Annotated in this window: 19 protein-coding genes and 8 tRNA genes; 1 reads left to right on the top strand and 26 read right to left on the bottom strand. The window is 44.1% G+C overall.

Features of this window, described 5'->3' with window-relative positions; genetic code table 11:
- The first annotated feature begins 36 nt into the window (after positions 1–36).
- On the top strand, positions 37–1,305 hold the full coding sequence (locus tag QF117_RS18570; protein ID WP_026026501.1) for a CNNM domain-containing protein: 1,269 nt from the start codon (positions 37–39) through the stop codon (positions 1,303–1,305).
- Positions 1,306–1,429: 124 nt separating this feature from the next.
- Here the strand turns inward: QF117_RS18570 and luxS are convergent, their stop codons facing one another.
- From luxS to QF117_RS18700, 26 genes are all read right to left on the bottom strand, one after another.
- Entirely contained in the window at positions 1,430–1,948 is a 519-nt protein-coding gene (luxS, locus tag QF117_RS18575; RefSeq protein WP_282387527.1) for an S-ribosylhomocysteine lyase, read from the bottom strand.
- 105 nt (positions 1,949–2,053) lie between these two features.
- Entirely contained in the window at positions 2,054–3,619 is a 1,566-nt protein-coding gene (gene gshA, locus QF117_RS18580; RefSeq protein ID WP_282387528.1) for a glutamate--cysteine ligase, read from the bottom strand.
- A gap of 117 nt (positions 3,620–3,736) precedes the next feature.
- Positions 3,737–6,595 carry a pitrilysin family protein gene (locus QF117_RS18585; RefSeq protein ID WP_282387529.1) on the bottom strand — a complete coding sequence of 953 codons (2,859 nt, stop codon included), beginning with the start codon at positions 6,593–6,595 and terminating at the stop codon, positions 3,737–3,739.
- 9 nt (positions 6,596–6,604) lie between these two features.
- Positions 6,605–7,066: a YqaA family protein gene (locus tag QF117_RS18590; RefSeq protein ID WP_282387530.1), complete on the bottom strand. Its 462-nt coding sequence runs from the start codon at positions 7,064–7,066 to the stop codon at positions 6,605–6,607.
- The gene (locus tag QF117_RS18595) at positions 7,060–8,010 is read right to left on the bottom strand and encodes an NADP-dependent oxidoreductase (RefSeq protein ID WP_282387531.1); all 951 of its coding nucleotides are present in this window, start codon (positions 8,008–8,010) and stop codon (positions 7,060–7,062) included. The genes QF117_RS18590 and QF117_RS18595 overlap by 7 nt, the downstream gene beginning before the upstream one ends.
- 155 nt (positions 8,011–8,165) lie before the next feature.
- Complete coding sequence (locus tag QF117_RS18600) at positions 8,166–9,296, bottom strand: sodium ion-translocating decarboxylase subunit beta (RefSeq protein ID WP_017036637.1); 1,131 nt, start codon at positions 9,294–9,296, stop codon at positions 8,166–8,168.
- Positions 9,297–9,305: 9 nt separating this feature from the next.
- Entirely contained in the window at positions 9,306–11,087 is a 1,782-nt protein-coding gene (gene oadA / locus QF117_RS18605; RefSeq protein ID WP_282387532.1) for a sodium-extruding oxaloacetate decarboxylase subunit alpha, read from the bottom strand.
- 33 nt (positions 11,088–11,120) lie between these two features.
- The gene (locus QF117_RS18610; RefSeq protein ID WP_017036635.1) at positions 11,121–11,378 is read right to left on the bottom strand and encodes an oxaloacetate decarboxylase subunit gamma; all 258 of its coding nucleotides are present in this window, start codon (positions 11,376–11,378) and stop codon (positions 11,121–11,123) included.
- 368 nt (positions 11,379–11,746) lie between these two features.
- A tRNA-Arg gene (locus tag QF117_RS18615) sits at positions 11,747–11,823 on the bottom strand.
- Between the two features lie 73 nt (positions 11,824–11,896).
- Positions 11,897–11,973: transfer RNA gene (locus tag QF117_RS18620), tRNA-Arg, on the bottom strand.
- Between the two features lie 80 nt (positions 11,974–12,053).
- A tRNA-Arg gene (locus QF117_RS18625) sits at positions 12,054–12,130 on the bottom strand.
- Positions 12,131–12,202: 72 nt separating this feature from the next.
- A tRNA-Arg gene (locus QF117_RS18630) sits at positions 12,203–12,279 on the bottom strand.
- Between the two features lie 80 nt (positions 12,280–12,359).
- Positions 12,360–12,436: transfer RNA gene (locus QF117_RS18635), tRNA-Arg, on the bottom strand.
- Between the two features lie 83 nt (positions 12,437–12,519).
- Positions 12,520–12,612, bottom strand: a tRNA-Ser gene (locus QF117_RS18640).
- Positions 12,613–12,641: 29 nt separating this feature from the next.
- Positions 12,642–12,718: transfer RNA gene (locus QF117_RS18645), tRNA-Arg, on the bottom strand.
- 41 nt (positions 12,719–12,759) lie between these two features.
- Positions 12,760–12,852: transfer RNA gene (locus QF117_RS18650), tRNA-Ser, on the bottom strand.
- Between the two features lie 183 nt (positions 12,853–13,035).
- Positions 13,036–13,233 carry a carbon storage regulator CsrA gene (gene csrA / locus QF117_RS18655; protein WP_017034950.1) on the bottom strand — a complete coding sequence of 66 codons (198 nt, stop codon included), beginning with the start codon at positions 13,231–13,233 and terminating at the stop codon, positions 13,036–13,038.
- A 92-nt stretch (positions 13,234–13,325) separates the two neighbouring features.
- On the bottom strand, positions 13,326–14,513 hold the full coding sequence (locus QF117_RS18660) for an aspartate kinase (protein WP_282387535.1): 1,188 nt from the start codon (positions 14,511–14,513) through the stop codon (positions 13,326–13,328).
- 245 nt (positions 14,514–14,758) lie between these two features.
- Positions 14,759–17,344, bottom strand: a complete 2,586-nt coding sequence (alaS, locus tag QF117_RS18665; RefSeq protein ID WP_282387537.1) for an alanine--tRNA ligase — start codon at positions 17,342–17,344, stop codon at positions 14,759–14,761.
- Between the two features lie 165 nt (positions 17,345–17,509).
- A complete protein-coding gene (locus tag QF117_RS18670) occupies positions 17,510–18,673 on the bottom strand; it encodes a glutathionylspermidine synthase family protein (RefSeq protein WP_282387538.1) in 1,164 nt (387 codons plus the stop codon).
- Between the two features lie 6 nt (positions 18,674–18,679).
- A complete protein-coding gene (locus QF117_RS18675) occupies positions 18,680–19,288 on the bottom strand; it encodes a DUF1190 domain-containing protein (RefSeq protein WP_282387539.1) in 609 nt (202 codons plus the stop codon).
- Between the two features lie 14 nt (positions 19,289–19,302).
- Complete coding sequence (locus QF117_RS18680) at positions 19,303–19,716, bottom strand: DUF350 domain-containing protein (RefSeq protein WP_282387541.1); 414 nt, start codon at positions 19,714–19,716, stop codon at positions 19,303–19,305.
- Positions 19,717–19,731: 15 nt separating this feature from the next.
- Entirely contained in the window at positions 19,732–20,373 is a 642-nt protein-coding gene (locus QF117_RS18685) for a YjfK family protein (protein ID WP_282387542.1), read from the bottom strand.
- Positions 20,373–21,398 (bottom strand): ion channel, encoded by a 1,026-nt coding sequence (locus QF117_RS18690; RefSeq protein WP_282387544.1) that lies wholly within the window; start codon positions 21,396–21,398, stop codon positions 20,373–20,375. Before QF117_RS18690 ends, QF117_RS18685 begins: the two co-directional genes overlap by 1 nt.
- A gap of 15 nt (positions 21,399–21,413) precedes the next feature.
- Positions 21,414–22,100 (bottom strand): PspA/IM30 family protein, encoded by a 687-nt coding sequence (locus QF117_RS18695; RefSeq protein WP_282387545.1) that lies wholly within the window; start codon positions 22,098–22,100, stop codon positions 21,414–21,416.
- Positions 22,097–22,501, bottom strand: coding sequence for a DUF2170 family protein (locus tag QF117_RS18700; protein WP_282387546.1), 405 nt, complete (start codon positions 22,499–22,501; stop codon positions 22,097–22,099). The genes QF117_RS18695 and QF117_RS18700 overlap by 4 nt, the downstream gene beginning before the upstream one ends.
- Positions 22,502–22,691 lie beyond the last annotated feature (190 nt).

Raw genomic sequence — 22,691 nt, forward strand, 5'->3', positions numbered from 1 at the left:
ATAAATTAATCTAGGCACAAAAAGGGAAAATTTAGTTTGGACGACATCTCCACTGTTTTTTTGTTCACGTTACTTGGCTGTTTACTGCTTATCTCAGGATACTTTTCAGGCACAGAAACGGGAATGATGTCCCTTAACCGCTATCGGCTAAAGCATTTAGCAGGTACCGGACACAAAGGCGCAAAGCGGGTTGAAAAACTGTTAAACCGACCCGATAGACTCATTGGTCTTATCCTGATTGGCAATAACTTAGTCAACATTCTGGCTTCAGCCATCGCCACGATCATAGGAATGCGCTTATATGGTGATGCTGGTGTCGCTATTGCGACTGGTTTGCTGACTTTATTCGTCTTAGTGTTTGCTGAAGTCACTCCAAAAACCATCGCAAGCCTTTACCCTGAGCGTGTGGCATTTACTAGCAGTATCTTCCTCTCAATTTTAATGAAAGTACTTTCCCCTCTGGTCATTTTGGTTAACTTTATTACCAATGGATTCATCCGGTTGTTAGGGGTAAGAGCTGACCATAATAAAGAAGAACACCTGAGTTCAGATGAATTACGTACGGTCGTCAATGAAGCGGGTAACCTTATCCCACAGCGACACCAAGATATGTTGGTCTCTATCCTGGATTTGGAGCACGTTACCGTAAACGACATTATGATCCCAAGAAATGAGATCACAGGCATCGACATCAACGATGACTGGAAATCCATCGTACGTCAGCTGACTCACTCCCCTCACGGAAGAGCGGTGCTTTACCGAGATCAAATCGACGAAGTAGTCGGGATGTTGAGACTTCGTGAAGCGTACCGTTTAATGCTTGAGAAGAATGAGTTTAATAAAGAAACATTATTGCGAGCCGCTGATGAAGTCTATTTCATTCCAGAAAGCACACCACTTAACGTTCAGCTACTTAAATTCCAGAGAAACAAACAGCGGATCGGCCTTATCGTTGACGAATACGGTGATATTAACGGACTTGTGACGCTTGAAGATATTTTAGAAGAGATTGTGGGAGAGTTTACCACCTCAATCGCACCAAGTTTATCTGATGAAATTACGCCTCAAGTCGATGGCAGTTTCTTCATTGAAGGCAGTACCAACATACGTGATATAAATAAAGGGCTGCAATGGAAACTTCCAACCGATGGGCCTAGAACACTGAACGGTTTGCTTCTTGAGCACTTGGAGGATATCCCTGAAAGCCATATTAGCATTCAGATATCCGGGCACCCGATGGAAATCATCGAGCTGGAAGAGAACCGAATTAAACTGGTTCGAGTGTTTCCCAAACTGCGCAAATAGCTTTTAATCGTAAATAACTTCAAACACAAATAACTTTCAACCGCAAATAGCTTTCAACATTGCGATAGAAAATAAAAAAGCCTTGAGACAATCTCAAGGCTTTTTTGTACGTAAGAGCGTTGGTTTAATCTACTTTCAGCTCTTTTAACATCGCTTCTGGCAACGCTAGTTCATCATTTTTATTGACTAAGATACCGGCTGCAATGATGTTTTTTGCAATGTCTTGCGCTTGAGATAGTGAATGCATTGCCGCGGTACCACATTGGTATTCATTTAGCTCAGGAATCTTGTTCTGGTCAGTGACCTTCAATACATCTTCCATCGCAGCTAACCAAGCCTTGGCAACGGCATCTTCACTCGGTGTACCAATCAGGCTCATGTAAAAGCCCGTACGACACCCCATTGGAGAAATGTCAATAATCTCGACAGAATCACCATTCAAGTGATTACGCATGAAACCCGCGTAAAGGTGCTCTAGTGTGTGGATGCCTTCTTCTGAAAGAATATCTTTATTGGGTGCAGTAAAACGTAGATCAAACACCGTAATCGTATCGCCTTTAGGCGTCTGCATTGTTTTTGCAACGCGCACTGCTGGTGCATTCATGCGAGTGTGGTCGACGGTAAAACTATCTAATAACGGCATTACTTTTTCCTCTATCATTATGGTGTACAAACGGTTTTTCGTTCATATCACTTATTTGTTCTTTATGTTTTGCTGACCAGCGTTGAGCGAGGTGAGAGCATCAAACTATTTTAAGTATGAGAAGTAATTCTCTAAATACTCATCAAAGCTCTCTGTATCTCGGCTCTCTTGTTCTCGTTGAGCTTCTACAGAGCGAGTGACTTCCTGCTCCATTAACTCTTGTGAGTATACTTTATATTGATGCTGCTGGTACTGCTCTCGATATTTCATCCCAAGACTGCACCCAAGCTGACCAAGTCCACCCTGTTGCTTTGTCTGTTCAAGTAATTGACCTGAAATTGTTAGCTCAGGGTTATCAATCCACTTAATCAACTTTTGACAAACATCTTGATAAGATCGACCACCTTGAGCGCTATCCATGGACTCGGCAATCAAAATAAGATCATCAAATACGCGCTTAGCCCATTCTTGCAGCTGTAAACGTTCTCCATGACAGCCTATCTGTAACTCGAGACCGGTCTTGCGCCCTTCTAGAATGACTTTGTTCCAGTTATCTCTCCAACATTCCAGCTCACAGTTATCCATTGGTTCAGAATCGGTCAACGTTGCCCAAGTGAGGAAGAGGTCTAAAAAGCGCACTTGCTCTTCAGTAATGCCAACAGAACTGAACGGGTTTACATCTAATGATCGGACTTCGATGTATTCAACCCCTGCACGCGCTAACGCTTCAGACGGTTTTTCATCACTTTTGGCCACTCGTTTAGGACGAATAGGGGCGTAAAGCTCATTTTCGATCTGTAGAACATTGCTGTTTAGCTGTCGGTACTTACCCTCCACTTTCACACCAATGTCAGCAAACTCTTCTGAAGGAGTGCGCATCGCTTTATTCAGCCCTTCTAAATACTGTTCTAAGCTATTAAAGCCGATTTTAAGTATGCTTTGAGCGCTGTTGGTATAACCTAGGTCACTGAGTCTCAATGCCGTAGCGTGGGGCAAATACAATGTTTGGTTAATATTTTCAAAAGGCAGCTTTGTTTCTCGACCTTTTAAGAAAGATGAACATAACGCTGGCGACGCACCAAAGAAATAGGGAATTAGCCAACCAAATCGGTAGTAATTACGGATCAAACCAAAATAGGCATCTGATTTGCTGGCTTCACGCTCTTGCTGTGGTTGCTCACCAAACAGAGCATCCCAATACGATTCAGGGAATGAAAAGTTGAAGTGTACTCCAGAAATAATTTGCATCAGGCTACCATATCGATGCTTCAAACCTTCTCGGTATAAGGTTTTCATTTTTCCTGAGTTTGACGTTCCATAGTAGGCTAAATTTATGTCGTCTTCAGAACTCACGTAGCATGGCATTGAAAGAGGCCACACTTTTTCATCACCAAGTTTAGTTTGAGCAAAATGATGAATGTCTTCCAGTTGGTACAATAACGTAGAGACGTCATTTGAGACCGGAGTAATGAACTCGAGTAACGATTCAGAAAAATCGGTTGTAACCCATTTATTTGAATACGCTGATCCTAATCCTTCAGGGTGTGGCGTTATCGCAAGGTGGCCATCAAGGCGATAGCGTAACGTCTCGCGCTCTACACCACGTCCATATTGCTTAAACACTTCCGGTTTTTTAGCTATTAATTCTAGCCTAGCAGCAAAATCAGTCAAAATAAGGGTCGCTTATGTTCATATTTAACACACCAAAGGGTAAACCCATTACGACTCTGATGCTAAATAAGTGATTAGAATGAGAGCGGAGATATCCGCCCTTTATTAATGTGTACTCTAACGGATGATTTCAAGCTCTTCTATCGGAATATCCAATTTTTCTAACTCCGATTTCAGGCTTTTCGCATCACCGACAACAATTATTTGATAATCGCTTGGGTCAAACCATTTAGCGGCTAATGTGTTCAGCGTTGTTTTATTCACCGTATCTACGATTTGATTTCTCTGCTGAAGATAATCTTCATCAAGACTGTACGTTAATATGTTTCTCAATAGCGCTGCTTTTTGGGAAGGCGTTTCATATTTAAGTGCGTCTTGTTGGCCCACCGCTAAACGGAGAAACTCCAGCTCATTTGCCGTCATACCTTTGTCGCTATAGAGTGCTAACTCTTTTTGCATCTCTTGAATGGAAGCCAAGGTGGTATTGGCTCTGACTTGAGCACTGAACACGATGACACCCACCTCTCTGTTGGAGGCTAAATAACCACTCGCGCCGTAGGTATACCCTTTATCTTCTCGTAAGTTTTGATTGATACGGCTGTTAAAGTTTCCAGCTAAATTAAAGTTAGCCAATTGAGCTAAGTAAGCTTCACCGGTAGCATCAAATGACATTCCCTTTCTTACCAGTCTGACAATACTTTGAGGCGCGTGTGGTTTATCCACTAAATAAAGCTTCTGTTCAGTTAAAGGGGCGACAACCTGAGGTCGAAGCAGTGGAGAGGCTTCCCCCTGCCAGTTTGAGAAAAATGCCAACTCTCGTTTGATCTCTTTTTTCGTTACATCACCCACTACCACAATCTGAGCGCCATTCGGAGTGTAGTGTTTTTGATAAAATTCAGTCACATCAGACAGCGTTAACCCCGATACTGACGCTTCGGTTCCATCGCTAGAGCGAGAAAAAATGGATCGCCCAAAGACCACTTGTCGTGTCGCTTGTGATGCCAACCAGTTAGGTGTCTGATGACGATAAACGATCCCTTCCATCATCTGCTGTTTGATTCGATCAAAGTCCTCTTGAGCAAACTTAGGGGAAAGCAACACTTCTTCCACGATCTTGAGTGTGGGTGTTAGGTTTTTCTTTAACGTTGAAATGCTTAGGGTGGTCGAGTAAGAGCCGGCACTGACGCTGATAGCGCTCCCCAGTGTATCCAGTTCAGCCTGAAGTACCTCAAGAGTCCTCTGTTGCGTACTTTCTCCAATTAAGGAAGCGGTTAGATTCGCCAACCCTTCTTTTCCTTTGGCAACATGCCTTTCACCCGCTGGCAAGTAAATTTCAACCTGTACGGTGGGGGTTTCACGGGTCACTGTGCCTAGCAGCTCAGACCCATTGTCAAAATAGAGCTCATACAAACTCGGCATTTGGGCTTTCACTCCACCCGCGACTAAAGGCATGACTGAGCGATCAAAGTTATCTTCCGCTTTGCGCTGCTCTAGTTCATGGTCTGAGATTTTTTGGTAATCTGGGAGCGTGCGTTGTGGCGGTGTAAAATCGGCCTCTCTGACCGCTAGCTCCATTTTGCCTTTCGGGATAACACTCAAGGTCACCTTCGGCTTACTTTCAACGTAGTTTTTAAAAGACGCCATTATGGATTCAGGAGACACCGCATTGATTTGCTGTAATCGAGTTTCAATGCGATCTGGCTGGCCATAGAAGGTTTGGTTCGAGGCTAGCTGAGTGACTTTTCCGCGCACACTTTCGAGTGCAAACACGGCATTCGCTTCCGCCATTCCTGTAATCTGATCTAACCTTGTTTGCTCAACACCTGTCTCAGAAAATTCATCAAGAGTCGCCAGTAATTCCTCATAGAGAGGGGTTAAATCACCATTGTCGCCGGATGTGCCCATTGCATACACATAGAACGTACACGCCAACTCAGCACAATCTTGAAATGAGCCAGCATCAACCGCTTTTTGAGTTTTAACTAAGCGTTGATATAACAGGCTATTTGCGCCGCCGCCAAGTACATTAGCTAAAGAATCGAGTGAAACTTGCTGAGCGTGGCCTCGGTACTCGGTAGGCCACCCTATAACGACCATGGGTTGTTGAATGCGATCTTCAAGCGTCAAATATCGATCTTCCGTTAATATAGCCGGTTGTTTTTCCGCTTTTTTGACCTCTGGTCCTTTGGGAATCGAACCAAAATATTGAACGATCCACTCTAGAGTTTCATCTTGATCAATATCACCACCGATCGTGATCACCGCATTATTCGGGCCATACCAACGCAAAAAGAAGTCTTTGAGATCATTAACGTCAACACGATCAAGGTCTTCGACATACCCGATAGGTTGCCACGAATATGGGTGTCCTTCGGGATAAATGGCTTCTCCCATTCTCTCCCACATCAGACCATATGGGCGATTATCGTAACTCTGCGCTCTTTCATTTTTTACTGTATCACGTTGAATTTCAAACTTTCTTTGGGAAACCGCATCCAGTAAAAAACCCATTCGATCCGACTCTAACCAAAGAACTTTCTCAAGTTGATTGGACGGAACGGTTTGAAAATAATTCGTTCGATCTCGATTTGTTGTGCCGTTTAACGTTCCCCCTGCCTCGGTAATGATCCTAAAGTGCTCCTGATCACCGACATTTTCGGAACCTTGGAACATCATATGCTCAAAGAAATGCGCAAAACCCGACTTACCAACATCTTCACGGGCTGAGCCAACGTGATAGGTCACATCTACGTGTACAAGCGGATCAGAATCATCTGGGGATAAAATAACCGTTAATCCATTTTCCAATTGATACTTAGAATACGGAATCATCACCTCGCCCGATTTCGGTGCGACTTCTTCAATAAGAGTAACGCCTTCTGGCAATGACGAGAAAAAAGGAACGGAAGGAATTGTATAGCTCGAACAGGCTGTAATAGTAAGGAGTGAAAGCGCCCCTAACCAAATGTTTCTCATGACATTTCCTTAAAAAAAACCAAAATAAATGGCGGATAATAGGCTATAACGAAGCGCTTTTCCGATCAAAATGAGTGCAAAGCAGGGCAAGAATCGCATTCTTAACCAACCCGCAGCCAAGCACAAAGGGTCGCCAATAATGGGCAACCAACTAAATAATAACGTCCAGTAGCCATAACGATTCAACCAACGAATGGCTTTATGACCCTGTTTTTCTTGTTGAGTTCGATTGGGTAGCCATAAACCTAGCCAATAGTTCGTGATCCCTCCAAGAGTATTCCCTATTGTGGCAACCGAAATGACCACCAGAGTGGAATATTGATTAAGGCTTAACGTAGCAATTAAACCCGCTTCAGAGCCTCCGGGTAATAGTGTGGCACTAAGAAAACCACTGATAAAGAGAACCCATAAGGCTGAATCTGAAAACCACAGAGCAAAACTTTCAAAGACACTGGTAAAAATGTCTAGCACTGCATATCAAGTAACACCTTGCCCCGCGTGCGCCCGGTTTCAACCTGCAAATGGGCATCTTGCGCCTGGGTATAAGGGAAGATTTGTTGAACCTCTGTTTTCAAGAGCCCAACACTGACCATATAGAGCATGGTATCGAGTTGTTCAGGGTTTGGATCCACAAGCATTCCTGTCGCTTTAAAGCCTAATAGCTGAGCTTTCTCACAAATCAGTTCCGCACTCAATGTTGGAACAGTAACCACTCTGGCGCCATCTTTTAGGCACTTCAAAGCATCAAGCGCTGCATCGCCACCGACGAGATCAATCAACACATCAACTTCTTCCACTCTCTCTGACACCGGTGCAAATTCATAATTAATGGCATGGGCGCCCAGTGTCGCTAAATAGTCCAGATTAGCTTCACTGCATGTGGTAAACACTTCGGCTTTCGCGGCTACGGCAATTTGCACCGCTATGTGTCCAACCCCGCCAGCACCAGCAAGAATGAGAACCCTGTCTCCTTCAGCAACTTCGGCTTTATTTAATGCTTGAGCTGCTGTTTGTCCCGCCAAAGGAAGCACGGCTGCGGCTTCAAAAGTTACCGCATCTGGCACGAGGCTTAGTTCACTTTCTGGAACACTGATATACTGGCTATAGCCTCCTCCTCTCAGTGGGAAACCAATAAACCCTGCAACCGTTGATCCTTCTTTAAATCGAGATGCGCCCTCTCCTAATGCGGTGACTTTACCGGCAATATCGTAACCTGGCACCCAAGGGAGATTATCTTTGTTTTCCGCGGCAGCCCAACCCAGCCCAGCGCGTGTTTTAACATCAATAGGGTTAACGCCAGCAAAGGCAACTTTAATCACCACCTCTCCAGGCTGAGGCTCAGGGACTTGAGACGTAATGGTAGCGAGAACCTCTGCTCCACCAAAACGGGTAATTGCGATTTGCTTGTTTTCCATCTGTACTATCCCCTATTGAAAAAAGAAAAGGATGCCGAAGCATCCCTTTGAATATATAACATTTCTTTCAATTAAGTGAACTATTAGCTCGCAATTTCACCATCAATTGACTCAGTGATGCTGTCTTAGCCTACTGATCTAGCTCACCCACTGAACTAGCCGACCAGTGCCAGCAGAATACCAGCTGCAACCGCAGAGCCAAGAACACCAGCAACGTTAGGCCCCATGGCGTGCATTAACAAGAAGTTTTGCGGGTTTGCTTCTAAGCCAACTTTATTCACGACTCGCGCGGCCATAGGAACCGCAGAAACACCGGCTGCACCAATAAGCGGATTAATGTCTTCTTTAGAGTACTTATTCAGCACTTTCGCCATTAAAACGCCGCCTGCCGTACCAATACTAAATGCGACAGCGCCAAGCCCAAGAATCCCTAATGTTTCAAGGTTCAAGAACTCTTCAGCTTGCAATTTAGAACCGACACCTAGCCCCAAGAAAATGGTAACGATGTTGATCAGCTCGTTTTGAGCCGTCTTAGACAATCGATCAACAACCCCTGCCTCTCTCATTAAGTTACCCAGACAGAACATACCAACCAACGGTGTCGCCGATGGAAGGAACAAGATCGTCATTAACAGTACCGCAAGTGGAAATAGCACTTTCTCAGCTTTGCCTACATGACGTAGCTGCGCCATTTTAATCTTACGTTCTTCTGGTGTTGTCAGTGCTTTCATTATTGGCGGCTGAATGATCGGAACCAACGCCATATAGCTATACGCAGCGACCGCAATAGCGCCCAATAAGTCTGGTGACAGTTTGCTTGCTAAGAAAATCGCAGTTGGGCCATCCGCTCCACCAATGATCGCAATAGATGAAGCATCGGCCATAGTAAATTCCATACCAGGAATATAGTTCAGTAAAATCGCACCAAATAGGGTAGCGAAAATACCAAACTGAGCGGCTGCACCTAACCAAAGCGTTTTAGGGTTGGCAATCAGAGCACCAAAATCGGTCATTGCCCCTACTCCCATGAAAATGAGTAGTGGGAAAATCCCGGTTTCGATACCAACGTAATAAACGTAGTAAAGTAAACCGCCCGGATCGGTGAAACCAGCGTTAGGTATGTTAGCCAGTACGGCACCAAATCCGATAGGTAACAGTAGTAAAGGCTCAAAACCTTTACGGATGGCTAAAAATAATAACAAGCAGCCAATGAGCATCATGCACAGCTGGCCAAACTCGAAATTTGCTATCCCTGTTTCAGACCATAAGGTCATCAATCCTTCCATGGTACTCCCTTACGCTAAGCTTAATAATGGTGAGCCTACAACGACAGAGTCACCTTCTTTAACATGAAGATCTTGGACGATACCACCACGTGCAGCTCGTACTTCTGTTTCCATCTTCATCGCTTCTAGGATCAGTAATACATCACCTTCAACCACTTGAGCACCCGCTTGAACGTTGACTTTAAAAATATTACCAGCCAGAGGCGCAGGAACGGCTTCAGCATTACCAGAAGGAGCACTTGCCTGTGCTGCTACTGGAGCCGCCGAATTAGAAGCAGCAACAGAAGTTAACTCACCTTGAGGCCCCACTTCGACGTCATAGACTTGACCATCAACTTTTACGCTGTATGTCTCGATGCCACCTTGAGGTGCGCTAGCGACAGCTTTAGGTTGTGCCGACTCTAAAGTTGGAGCAGGTTCAAAGGCTTCTGGGTTACGACGGTTTTTAAGGAACTTCAAACCAACTTGAGGGAAAAGAGCGTAAGTTAGAACATCGTCAACCGTGTCTTCAGCAAGAGAGATACCTTCAGATTTCGATTTCTCTAAAAGCTCAGTGGTCAGTGATTCCAGTTCATTATCGAGTAAATCGGCAGGGCGACATGTGATCGGCTCAGCACCATCGAGAACTCTGGCTTGCAAAGCTTTATCCACTTCAGCAGGCGCCGCACCATATTCACCTTTAAGTACACCGGCTGTCTCTTTGGTGATGCTCTTATAGCGCTCTCCAGTCAAAACGTTAATGACGGCCTGCGTACCAACAATTTGTGAAGTCGGTGTGACAAGAGGGATATACCCCAGCTCTTTACGTACACGAGGAATCTCTTCAAGCACTTCGTCCAGGCGATCCGTTGCGCCTTGTTCTTTTAGCTGGCCTTCCATATTGGTGAGCATGCCGCCAGGTACTTGAGCAATTAGAATGCGGGAATCCACGCCTTTAAGTTGCCCTTCCCACTTCGCGTATTTTTTACGGACTTCACGGAAATAAGCAGCAATAGGTTCAATTTGATCGAGTTTTAAGTTTGTATCGCGATCGGTGCCTTCAAGCATAGCCACTACCGTTTCGGTTGGTGTATGCCCATAAGTACAACTCATCGAAGAAATCGCAGTATCTAAAATGTCGACACCCGCTTCAACCGCCTTAATGGCTGTCGCGGTTGAAAGACCCGTTGTTGCATGACAATGCAACGCCAGCGGTACATCACAAGACGCTTTGATACGTGAAACAAGTTCTTCCGCTTCATAAGGTTTCAATAGGCCTGCCATATCTTTAATACACAGAGAGTGACAACCTAAATCTTCTAAGCGCTTCGCCAAATCAACCCAAGTATCCGTGTTGTGTACCGGGCTAGTCGTGTAAGACATGGTACCTTGCGCATGCGCACCTACATCAACCGTTGCTTTCACGGCGGCTTGGAAGTTACGCACATCGTTCATCGCATCGAAAATACGGAACACGTCCATGCCATTGGTATGAGCACGCTCAACGAACTTCGCAACAACATCATCACCGTAATGGCGGTAGCCAAGCAGATTTTGCCCACGCAGTAGCATTTGCATAGGGGTATTGGGCATCGCTTTCTTTAACTCTCGTAAGCGTTCCCAAGGATCTTCACCTAAGAAACGAATACAAGAATCGAATGTTGCGCCACCCCAAGTTTCTAGGGACCAGTATCCGACTTTATCCAACTCTGCCGCAATAGGCAGCATATCTTCAATACGCATACGCGTAGCGAATAGTGACTGATGGGCGTCACGAAGGACCACATCCGTAATTGCTAGTGGTTTAGACATGCTCATTAACTCCTTTTAATCCTTTAAAAAAACCTATTTTGCTGTAGAAGTCCGATATTGATGTACTGCCGCTGAGATTGCCGCAACAACCTTAGGACTAATAGCAGAAGGATTTGATTGAACTGTATTATTTTGATTGGGCGTAGCGAATGATTCTGGCACTTCTGTTGGCACCAGTTTAGACATCAAACGAACGAGATATACTAGAATAGTTAGGAAAATAAAGACGACAGCCATCCCTGTTAGCATAAGGGTTGCAGCGTCTCCTAGCAGGCTTCCAATGTTTGTCATGTTGCTTCCTTTCTATGTCATCCTGACAATGGTTTGTCGAATAATTCCATAATTAATCTCGACAAGTGGTCTAGGATTATCTCGATTGGTAAAAGATTGTCAATTTTGTTTAATCAACTCTTAATGATAAAGCACAAATTTGGTTAATATTTTACCGTTCATATAACATAACTCTAAAAAAATGGGCTTTTTAGAAGATTAAACTAGTGATTTAGAGGACATTAATCGAAGAATGAATTGAATACTGAGATGCAGATAAAGAAAATGAGATTTACATTTAAAAACAATAAGTTGTGATTTTAAAGTTATAAGAATGATAATAAGATGTTAACAAAAAAGCCTCGCTAATTAGCGAGGCTTTTGTATAGTGGCGCGTCCTGGAGGATTCGAACCTCCGACCGCCTGGTTCGTAGCCAGGTACTCTATCCAGCTGAGCTAAGGACGCACAAGGTTTTGATATCAAACTTGTATGCCGTTAAGCAACAATCAATATCAGGATTAATGAAAACCCTTAATGGTGGCGCGCTCTGGAGGATTCGAACCTCCGACCGCCTGGTTCGTAGCCAGGTACTCTATCCAGCTGAGCTAAGAGCGCACAGGTATTTCGATATCAAATTCTCATCACTATAAAGCAACAAAACAATCAATATCAGGATTAATAAAAACCCTTGATAGTGGCGCGTCCTGGAGGATTCGAACCTCCGACCGCCTGGTTCGTAGCCAGGTACTCTATCCAGCTGAGCTAAGGACGCACAGGTTTTGATATCAAACTTGTATGCCGTTAAGCAACAATCAATATCAGGATTAATGAAAACCCTTAATGGTGGCGCGCTCTGGAGGATTCGAACCTCCGACCGCCTGGTTCGTAGCCAGGTACTCTATCCAGCTGAGCTAAGAGCGCACGGGTGTTTCGATATCAACTTTTTATCACTATAAAGCAACCAAACAATCAATATCAGGGTTAATATAAACCCTCAATAGTGGCGCGTCCTGGAGGATTCGAACCTCCGACCGCCTGGTTCGTAGCCAGGTACTCTATCCAGCTGAGCTAAGGACGCGCAGTGTTCTCGAAAACGAGAGTTGTGAACAAAATCACAATTCATTTCTTATGGAACAAAAAAATTGACTCTAGGTCAATAAATGGCGGTGAGGGAGGGATTCGAACCCTCGATGCGGCTACAAACCACATACTCCCTTAGCAGGGGAGCGCCTTCGGCCACTCGGCCACCTCACCACATTATAAATGTTCATTCTAAGAAAGAATGGCGCGTCCTGGAGGATTCGAACCTCCGACCGCCTGGTTCGTAGCCAGGTACTCTATCCAGCTGAGCTAAGGACGCGCATTGTTCTCTATTTGCATGCTAAAACAAATAAGCAAGAATGGCGGTGAGGGAGGGATTCGAACCCTCGATGCGGCTACAAACCACATACTCCCTTAGCAGGGGAGCGCCTTCGGCCTCTCGGCCACCTCACCGTCTTGCGGAGGCACATATTACGATTTACCAAAAATATGTCAAACACTTTCTTGGCAAAAAGATTAAAAAAAACATCAACCGTTGGCTATTTAATCAAAGCGATGTGAAATCACTCTTTTAACTCATAAAATATGTACTACACATTAAAAAGGCCAGCATAACAGCCAGCCATTCAATCTATATTAGTAACTACCAGGCGCAACGTTACCATTGCCTTTTTCAGCTTGAATTCGCATATAGATTTCTTCACGATGTACAGAAACCTCTTTTGGAGCATTTACACCGATACGTACCTGATTACCTTTTACACCTAAAACGGTCACTGTTACTTCATCACCGATCATAAGGGTTTCGCCAACACGGCGAGTCAAAATTAGCATTACTAGCTCCTTGAGTAGTCTCAAAATTTAGTCATTACGAACGTATTATCTAACAAAAGTTATATTTTCGTAAACAACAATGTTAACCAAAATTAGCCTAAAAACACTTGTCTTTGATGACTATCGAATACTTGGCTTTGGGCAATATAAGCATCATGTAGTACATGGGCTGCATCGTCGATGCATTCTTGAGATAAAACGAACGTTAAAGATAAACTCTCTAAAGAGTAATCAACAACCGCAATGTCACGTTCCATTAACAACTGTTTTGATGACTTAATGATTCCTTTTGCTTGCAAGCCAACAACAGTTAACAAGCTTACCAGTGAACTATTACGGATTTTCTCTCCGAACACCAGATCCAATTTTGAAATTGAGCCATGTTCAATCACTATGCCTACACAATCTGCACGTTTGATCACATTACAGACTGTTATTCCTAACATTTGACACTGACTCTTAGCGCTGGCTAATTGGCATTCTTCAACCTCGACTAAAAGCATGTCACGACATATTGCTATTCCTGTCACGTCCCGCTGTACCTTTTCGCCTTCTATCAGGCTGCCTTGATTATGCTCGAAGGTTGATAGAACACGCAGCGGAACATTGTTTTCCCTTGCGTATTGGACGGAAGGTAAATGCAATACTTTGGCCCCTTTTCTGGCCATGATTTCCATGGAGGGAAAATCAACCACCTCTAATTTTTTTGAATCGGGGACAACCCTAGGATCGCAAGTATAAACACCATCCACGTCGGTATATATTTGGCACTCTTGCGCCTTGAGCGATCCAGCTAAAGTAACCGCTGTCGTATCGGAACCGCCTCTTCCTAAGGTGGTGATATCTCCGTTAGCCGTAATCCCTTGAAAACCGGCAACAATGACGATATTACCGTCAGCAAAAAGATCATCAATCCTCTTTGTATCGATGCACGTGATCGTCGCATCGTTGTGCTGGCTGTTCGTGTAGATATTGGCTTGCGCTGCCGTCAATGAACACGCTTTATGCCCAAGCTTGTTTAATGTCATGGCCAACAATGCCATAGAGACTTGCTCTCCGGATGAAAGCAACACATCGAGCTCGCGAGCGTTTGGAACACTATCCACTTGCTTTGCAAGCGAGGCCAAGCGATTGGTTTCACCTGACATTGCCGAAACAACAACAGCAACATGGTTACCAGCTTGCTTTGCATTAATTATGTGTTCAGCGACAGTACGAATCGATTCAATCGTTCCTACCGATGTTCCGCCAAACTTTTGTACGATAACGGGCTTGTTCACCAGCCTTCACCTTCCCAAGACTAAAATCTTATTACACCAATAAAGTTGGAATTATTGGTCATACCAATCACAGCAATAAAGGGGTTAGAACTGGTTAGGATGACCCGTTATTTACTGCGATTGGGATAAGTAAAAATACAAAAAACCAAGCCGCTTAATCAGCTTCAATGTTGCCAATTAAACCACTTGGTTCTATTTAGATTGTTATGCTCAATCAATAATAAATCATTGAGCACATCATTTCGTTATTTCAATCGCTCTTCAAGCCATGCACGAGTAGAAGCCAGCGCCTCTGGCAGTGCATCAATATCCGTACCGCCCGCTTGAGCCATGTCTGGGCGACCACCACCCTTACCACCAACTTGCTCTGCAACCATCTTAACCAGGTCGCCAGCTTTGACCTTACTGGTCAGATCTTTAGTGACACCAGCGATAAGACCAATCTTACCATCGGCAATATTAGCAAGAAGAATAATACCGCTGCCTACACGATTCTTAGCTTCATCAACCATGATGCGTAAATTCTTATTGTCACCACCTTCAATCGCGGCAACAAGGACTTTAGTACCTTCAATTTCTTCAACTTTACCCATGATGTTGGCGCTTTCAGCGGCAGCCATCTTGTCTTTCAGTTGCTGAATCTCTTTCTCTAGCTGCTTTGATTTACTCAAAGCTTCGGTCAGTTTGTCTTCATACTGAGCTTGTTTAGCATCAAGTGCGTCTAGCGCAGCCTCACCCGTCACTGCTTCAATACGACGAATACCAGCGGCAATGCCACCTTCTGATGTGATCTTAAATAGGCCAATATCACCGGTGTTGCTTGCGTGGATACCACCACAAAGCTCGGTAGAAAACTCACCCATTGAAAGAACGCGAACTTCATCGTCGTATTTCTCACCAAACAACGCCATAGCGCCTTTCTGCTTAGCCGATTCAATGTCCATGACATTGGTTTCAATCACATGGTTATTTCGAATTTGAGCGTTAACCATACGTTCAACTTCTTTCAGTTCCGCCGCGGTTACCGCTTCTAAATTTGAAAAGTCAAAGCGTAGATTATTTGGCTTAACCAAGGAACCTTTCTGAGTGACATGCTCACCTAGAACCGTACGCAAAGCAGCATGCAATAAGTGGGTGGCCGAGTGGTTTAGAGTAATTGCAGCGCGACGAGAGGCATCAACAGTTGCACTCACCTTGTCGCTCTTTGCAAACACACCTTCAGCAAGCACACCGTGGTGCGCAATGGCATTACCTAACTTTTGTGTATCTTCAACAATGAAGGTACCTGAATCTGTTTTCAATTGACCAGCATCACCACATTGACCACCCGATTCAGCATAGAACGGTGTCTCGTCTAATACGATGATGGCCTGATCGCCAGCTGAAAGCGATGAAACTTCTTCGCCTTCCACAAACATCGCAGAAATAACGCTGTTCCCACTAGTGCCTGTATAACCGCAGAATTCCGTATCGGTATCCACTTTGATTGTCGCGTTGTAGTCTGTACCAAACTGGCCAGCTTCTCGAGCACGTTGACGTTGCTCTTCCATCGCTTTTTCAAAGCCTTCTTCATCGATTGATAGGTCGCGCTCACGGGCAACATCATTGGTTAAATCCGCTGGGAAACCATAGGTATCGTAAAGTTTGAACACGGTTTCACCATCTAAAACGGTGCCTTCTAGATTATCTAGTGCATCGTTTAGGATCACCATGCCGCGCTCTAGTGTGCGGCTGAAGTTTTCTTCTTCAATACGCAGTACTTTTTCTACGATCGCTTGCTGTTTCTTAAGCTCTTCTCCTGCTGTTCCCATCACTTCAATCAGCACTGGTACCAGTTTGTGGAAGAATGAACCTTGCGCACCTAACTTATTCCCATGACGAACAGCACGGCGAATAATACGACGAAGTACATAGCCTCGACCTTCATTAGAAGGCATCACACCATCTACGATTAAAAACGCACACGAACGGATGTGGTCGGCAACAACGCGTAATGATTGATTAGAAAGGTCGTCATGACCAATAACTTCAGCGGCTGATTTGATCAATGTTTGGAAAACATCAATTTCATAGTTTGAGTGCACACCTTGCATAATCGCAGAAATACGCTCAATACCCATTCCAGTATCAACGGCTGGTTTTGGTAGCGGCTCCATCGTGCCATCAGCATGACGGTTAAACTGCATAAATACGTTATTCCAGATCTCGATAAAGCGATCACCATCTTCTTCTGGTGTTCCAGGACGTCCACCCCAAATGTGCTCACCGTGGTCATAGAAGATCTCAGTACATGGACCACAAGGGCCAGTGTCACCCATTTGCCAGAAGTTATCTGATTCAAACGCTTTGCCACCTTTTTTGTCGCCTATGCGAACGATACGATCGGCTGGAATACCGACGGTTTTGTTCCAGATATCAAACGCTTCGTCATCGGTTTCATACACAGTCACAAGTAGACGTTCTTTTGGAAGTTGAAGTGTTTCGGTTAAGAACTCCCATGCAAAAGCGATGGCTTCTTCTTTGAAGTAATCGCCAAAGCTGAAGTTACCTAACATTTCAAAAAAGGTATGGTGACGAGCAGTAAAACCAACGTTTTCTAGATCGTTGTGTTTACCACCAGCACGTACACAGCGCTGAGACGTAGTTGCTCGCGTGTAGGCTCGTTTCTCTGAGCCTAAAAAGCAATCTTTAAATTGGTTCATACCTGCATTCGTGAATAGCAGGGTTGGATCGTTATGTGGAACTAACGATGAACTGTCTACGATTTGGTGTCCTTTGCTTTCAAAGAACTTAAGGAACGCGTTGCGAACCTCGTCAGTGCTCATGTACATGCAGCTCTTCCTGAAAATTATCGAGTTAGAATTTTGATGTATTGTAAATCATGGATAGAAATTCGACTAGGGGATTCTCTGGACATTTAACAGACAAGCCACCTCTATGCCTCTTTGCTTATAAAAAGCGGGATAAAAGAACATTAAACGTATGGGGAATGTATGCTAAAGAATGATGTGTGGTACGTAGCGTGCGTAGTCTTGAGTGATCAAACTGTCATCTTCGCGTATCGACATACCGGCGGCTCTATCGTTAACCAACCAACTGCCAATCAGGGCGTTGCTGCCATTAAAAACAGGTAATGGGTGGTACGCCTGTACAATCATCCCTTCTTCACCATAGGGACCATCAGCTCTAGCGACTTGCTTTCCGTCTTTAAAAATCGAAATATTGGCCCCTTCTCGTGAAAAAATCGGCTTGACCACATAGTCTTTTAAACTGGATGCTTTCGAGTCGCCCATAAAATAAGACGGCAATAAATTGGGATGATTGGGAAACATTTCCCATAACAAAGGCAATAAAGCTTTATTGGATAAGATTGACTTCCACATAGGCTCTAACCAGTTGATATTAGTCGAGGGAAGATGCTGACTATACGTTTCGTTGAACATAAACTCCCAAGGGTAGAGTTTGAACATCCAGCGAATAGGCCTTGATTTAATATCAACAAACTCATCGAGATTATTGATACCGATATCTTCAATGTGAACAAATGCCGTATCTAGCCCAGCTTCCGTCGCGCAATCTTGTAAATATTGCACCGTGCCACGGTCTTCTTCAGTATCTTTGCAACAAGAAAAGTGCAATGTCTGCCCTGGTTGTTGTTTGGCTAGCTGATGAAAGCGTTCAATTAAATAGTCTTGCAGGATGTTAAATTGATCGGCATGACGGCTCAACTGCCCTGCTTTAACTTTATCTTCCAACCATACCCATTGCCAAAAACCCGTTTCGTATAGACTGGTTGGAGTATCTGCGTTGTTCTCCAACAGTTTTGCAGGTCCTTGCCCCGAATAAGCGAAATCGACACGAGAATAGAGTGACGGTTCATTTCGTTTCCAGGATGTCGCTACGCTGTCCCACATAGACACTGGAATCTGAAATCGTTGCAGCCAATTCTCGTCTGCAACCACTTTGTCCACCGCCTGCAAACACATTTGGTGAATCTCTTCAGTTGGCGCTTCGATATCCCTTTCAACTTGTTCAAGCGTAAACTGATAGTAAGCACGCTCATCCCAGTAGGGATCGTCATACATACTGTGGTAGCCAAAGCCAAATTGCTTAGCGAGATCGCGCCAATTGGGCCTTTCCTTGGTATCGATGCGAAACATATAAATTTAGCCGCCCCAACTCGATTTACCGGCACTACTTTTGCTCTTGCTCCAACTGGATTTAGCGGAAACTGTCGAGCCAAATCCGCCTCTGGACATGGTTCGAGTCACCGCAGGTTTTTTCTTCATTTCAGAGGTTTTGATCTTGATTTTTTTATATCCATTTCGATAAGAGCCGTAAGAGCGACCATCAGTCGAATACCAAGAGCCACCATATCGATAGATGGGTTCAGAGTAATAGCCTCTGGAACCACTTAGGGCTCTACTGAATAAAAAGCCGCCCATTGCAGGAACGAACCAAGAAGTATTACGTGGTTGAAAACAGCCTTCTTCACGAAATTCTGCACGACAATCATCTTCAGACATATAGCGCGGTGCAGTTCTTGCCGCTTCATCTAGTGCCTCTTCGTATGCGGCACGACATTGTTCTGCATATCCAGGGTTACTCTCCGAGCAATCATCAATACCAGAATAGATGTAAGCATCATTGCTTGGATCGCTGTCAGAGCAACCAGCAATGACGACAACACCAACGGCGACAGTGAACGGAGCAATATTGATTTTGCTCCAATCTTTCTTCATAGAGGGCAGTATGACTCGTTGACTTCGTTTCATCGTTCAACCCTCAATTAATACGTCATGCATGCTGCGTTGAGCATACCAATCGCAATGGATGCTGCCCCCAATACGATACCACCTGATAGTTCATTATCTTCAATACGTTGGACGATTTTCGGCAAAAAGATAAATCGAACCAAACCGAACGCAATGAGCTGGGCAACGAAGGCAATAATCCCCCAAAGAACAAAGTCAACGATATTGACTGAGTTCGCCGCAGCCCCAGAAATGGAGATACTGTAACCAACAAAAGATCCCGACAACGCAACGGCTGCAGCCACATTATTTTCTTTAACCAAAGCCCATTCATCGTATGGAGTAAATCGCGTATAGATCACTTTAAATAGAAGCAAAAAACCTATCGAAATGGCAAAATACATAACGAAATCGACGAGTCCACCAAGAGACTGCATAATAAAATCCATGTTTTAATCCTGTAGTTATCCGATAACGGTAAAGTCGGTTGCTGAGACGTTGACACCGGTAATATGGGTAACACAACGTTCCAATTGATGCGGGTTTTTGACGCTTTCTTCACACGCAATTAATAATGATTCTGCATAGTGAGCGTTGACATCTCGCTCATAAAGCATCACGAATTGATCGGTTTGCGAGACTCGCCCTTCTCTATCGTATGTCTTTTCTGTCATTGCAACGGGCTGCTCGTTTTCCCACACCTTTTCAAAGGTATGTCCTTCCAGTGACTTGCTTGGCTGAACCAACTTCGAGTTTAGCCATGAATTCCACAATGAGTCGCTATCAATAGGCTTTGTCTCATAAAAGTAAAACAGCTTCACTTCCGAAACACCGCTGTCATCACGCCCATGCTGTAACACTTGAAGATACCCGTCATCATCGGTATAAAATCTGACTAACCGGGTGTTTTCATCTAAGGCAACGACCCCTACAGCTTGGATGATTTGCGTTCTTGATGCACCTTCAATCACCAAATCAGGTTCGATCATTCGGAACTTCAAATCGTCCAGTTCAAACGCTCCACCGAGTCTCAAACCCAATACCTCTGGTGCTGTATCTGATGTTTTTTTGAGTTCGGTTGTTTTTTTCTTAAGCCAATTAAACATTATTGTTTCCAATCAAAGTGTTCAACTCGTTCGTCAGCGATGTAAAACAGCTTAGTATTTTTCGCGACTTCTGTATCCAATTTCGGGTTGAGTTCAATGCCATTACCACTATCTAAACCAATGAGTGTGGCGTGATACTCTTTCTTAAACTGGTCGAACAAGACACTCACTGTTGTTGCTTTGGGTGATGAGTAGGTAACAGAATACTGTGTCATACCTTGAGTTGAACTCAATAGCTCTTGATGCAAAGCACTGGAACCGGGATCGACCGCAGCCTTAGCTAAGAGCTCGGTTGCGATCGAAGGAATACATTCTGCATTGGTACAATGCGTTTTTAGTAGCTGACTCAACGATTCATCTTTGAAGTAAGCTAAAAGGTGCGCGTTAGGATTACGGTTAGCACAATACAGTGCAGCAGATAACGTAATGTCGTCTTCTGGGTTATCTACGATAATGCAGCTAGCCTGCTCTATATTGGTTCTTTCCATAGCGATGCCGTCGGTAAAACTGCTCACATGAACAAATTCTATTTCAGACGGTAGCGGGTTTTCTATTTCAGCTCTAGCGCACAAAACGATGGGTCTACGGCCTGCTTCCTCGTGCTGCAGCATTCGAATCAAATGAAGCGTTCTTTGCTCATTCCAACCCAATAAAAGAATATGATTGTCCACTTTCACTCTCCGTTTTCCTTGTACACCCGCATGCCAAGAACTGATTAATACCGCAGCAATCCGGCTCAACGACACGGCAAATAAAGCCAAACCACCAGGAATAACAAAGAGCCCAACAACCCATTTACCCATTGCCGTTGCTGGCGACATATCACCATAACCGACCGTTGACGATGTCACTATTAGATAGTAAATAAAATCCGTCAGATTTTCGGTTAAGGCCTCTTCGCCACACCAACTAAGCAATGACCATGAAATCACTACATAGGAAACAAGTACGACCAACAAGTTTCTGCCGCTTAGCTCACTGAGGTGGGTATAAGCCCACCTCTTTACTATCATCCATAATGGCATGCTAGGTTCTCTGCCTTATTTCCCTAAAATACGAGCAAGTTCATCTTCCGCTGAGGATTGTCCACCAGAAGTTATTCCTGCTGCTGCTAATTTTTTATCTAGACTACTGCCTGATTGCTCTTCTTGCATTTCAGAAGCGGCTTCAAGTTGCGCTTGTTTTTCTGCTTGGCGGTTTTTAATTCGCTCTAGAGACTCGACGGCTGTCGTCATTTTGCTGTTCGCGCCAACATTAGTGGAAGACACCGCTGTTTGAGCTTTTTGAACGGCTTCATTGGCCTTTACAATATCAATTTGTTGCTCTAACTGGCGTAATTTATCTTTCGCTTGAGCGATATTTTCACGCAGTCTCTTTTCAGATACACCAAATTGGTCAACGTATGTTTGCTCGGTCGTTTGCTGGTTTGTAAATTCAGCCACTTTACCCGCACACTCTAAAGCGAGATCTTGTTCACCTTTTTCCATCGCTGCACGAGCATGCATTTCATATTCAGAAATACTATTCGCAAGACCCGATACTTTATTTTCAGCCAACTTTCTTTTTGCAATAATCGATACTAGGGCTTGATCCGATTTTCTCAATTCTTCTTTCGCTTCTCGGATCTCTTGATCTAAAATTCTTAAAGCTTGATTATCTGCCGCACTTTCTGCCGCCTCATTCACTCCGCCTTTTATTGCGGTAAACAGCTTTTTCCAAACACTCATGCTGATACTCCTAAATACTCGTCGTATAGTTCAATAAATGCTTCAACATTGCGATATAGGGTCGCGACTTCAATAACAACACTTTCTTCTTTTGATTGTGAAGATAATGAACCAAAGGCTACATAATAATCTTCATCCGCGATGGTATTAATGCCTATCGTCGAAAGGGGGAACATCTTATGCGTTCTTAAAATAAGACTGTTCAGCGCTGACGAGTCATTCACATCCTTTTGCGAGAAAAGAACGACTTCAACAATAATTTGCTCTCCTGCTACAGCAACGTAAGCATCAATTCCATCTTCATTTGTTAATACCAATGAATCGGCACACTTCGATGTATCGACGCTCCAGCCTTCATGTTTCCCAAGCGCAGTTGTTAATTCTGATAAAGTCCAAGCCATAATATAAATTCCAATTTAGAAAATAACATCTTTACAATCTCACCTTGCCAAGATGTTTTCAACTATAAACTTAAGTGATTAATTAAATTCAATATATTCACCGTAAAAACCATTGATAGAAAGACAACGATCTAATGAGCAAGATCATCGTTTAAGCCGCACCTTTCCTTGGAGGCGGCATTAGAGTCTT

The organism is Vibrio sp. YMD68 (genome assembly GCF_029958905.1).
Classification (GTDB): domain Bacteria; phylum Pseudomonadota; class Gammaproteobacteria; order Enterobacterales; family Vibrionaceae; genus Vibrio.

Excerpts from the sequence above, each read along its gene's own strand:
- QF117_RS18680 (WP_282387541.1), bottom strand. The coding sequence starts at position 19,716 with ATGGATTTTATTATGCAGTCTCTTGGTGGACTCGTCGATTTCGTTATG.
- QF117_RS18610 (WP_017036635.1), bottom strand. The coding sequence starts at position 11,378 with ATGACAAACATTGGAAGCCTGCTAGGAGACGCTGCAACCCTTATGCTA.
- alaS (WP_282387537.1), bottom strand. The coding sequence starts at position 17,344 with ATGTACATGAGCACTGACGAGGTTCGCAACGCGTTCCTTAAGTTCTTT.
- QF117_RS18670 (WP_282387538.1), bottom strand. The coding sequence starts at position 18,673 with ATGTTTCGCATCGATACCAAGGAAAGGCCCAATTGGCGCGATCTCGCT.
- QF117_RS18690 (WP_282387544.1), bottom strand. The coding sequence starts at position 21,398 with ATGCCATTATGGATGATAGTAAAGAGGTGGGCTTATACCCACCTCAGT.
- QF117_RS18675 (WP_282387539.1), bottom strand. The coding sequence starts at position 19,288 with ATGAAACGAAGTCAACGAGTCATACTGCCCTCTATGAAGAAAGATTGG.
- QF117_RS18685 (WP_282387542.1), bottom strand. The coding sequence starts at position 20,373 with ATGTTTAATTGGCTTAAGAAAAAAACAACCGAACTCAAAAAAACATCA.
- QF117_RS18700 (WP_282387546.1), bottom strand. The coding sequence starts at position 22,501 with ATGGCTTGGACTTTATCAGAATTAACAACTGCGCTTGGGAAACATGAA.
- luxS (WP_282387527.1), bottom strand. The coding sequence starts at position 1,948 with ATGCCGTTATTAGATAGTTTTACCGTCGACCACACTCGCATGAATGCA.
- QF117_RS18595 (WP_282387531.1), bottom strand. The coding sequence starts at position 8,010 with ATGGAAAACAAGCAAATCGCAATTACCCGTTTTGGTGGAGCAGAGGTT.
- QF117_RS18600 (WP_017036637.1), bottom strand. The coding sequence starts at position 9,296 with ATGGAAGGATTGATGACCTTATGGTCTGAAACAGGGATAGCAAATTTC.
- QF117_RS18585 (WP_282387529.1), bottom strand. The coding sequence starts at position 6,595 with ATGAGAAACATTTGGTTAGGGGCGCTTTCACTCCTTACTATTACAGCC.
- csrA (WP_017034950.1), bottom strand. The coding sequence starts at position 13,233 with ATGCTAATTTTGACTCGCCGTGTTGGCGAAACCCTTATGATCGGTGAT.
- oadA (WP_282387532.1), bottom strand. The coding sequence starts at position 11,087 with ATGTCTAAACCACTAGCAATTACGGATGTGGTCCTTCGTGACGCCCAT.
- QF117_RS18695 (WP_282387545.1), bottom strand. The coding sequence starts at position 22,100 with ATGAGTGTTTGGAAAAAGCTGTTTACCGCAATAAAAGGCGGAGTGAAT.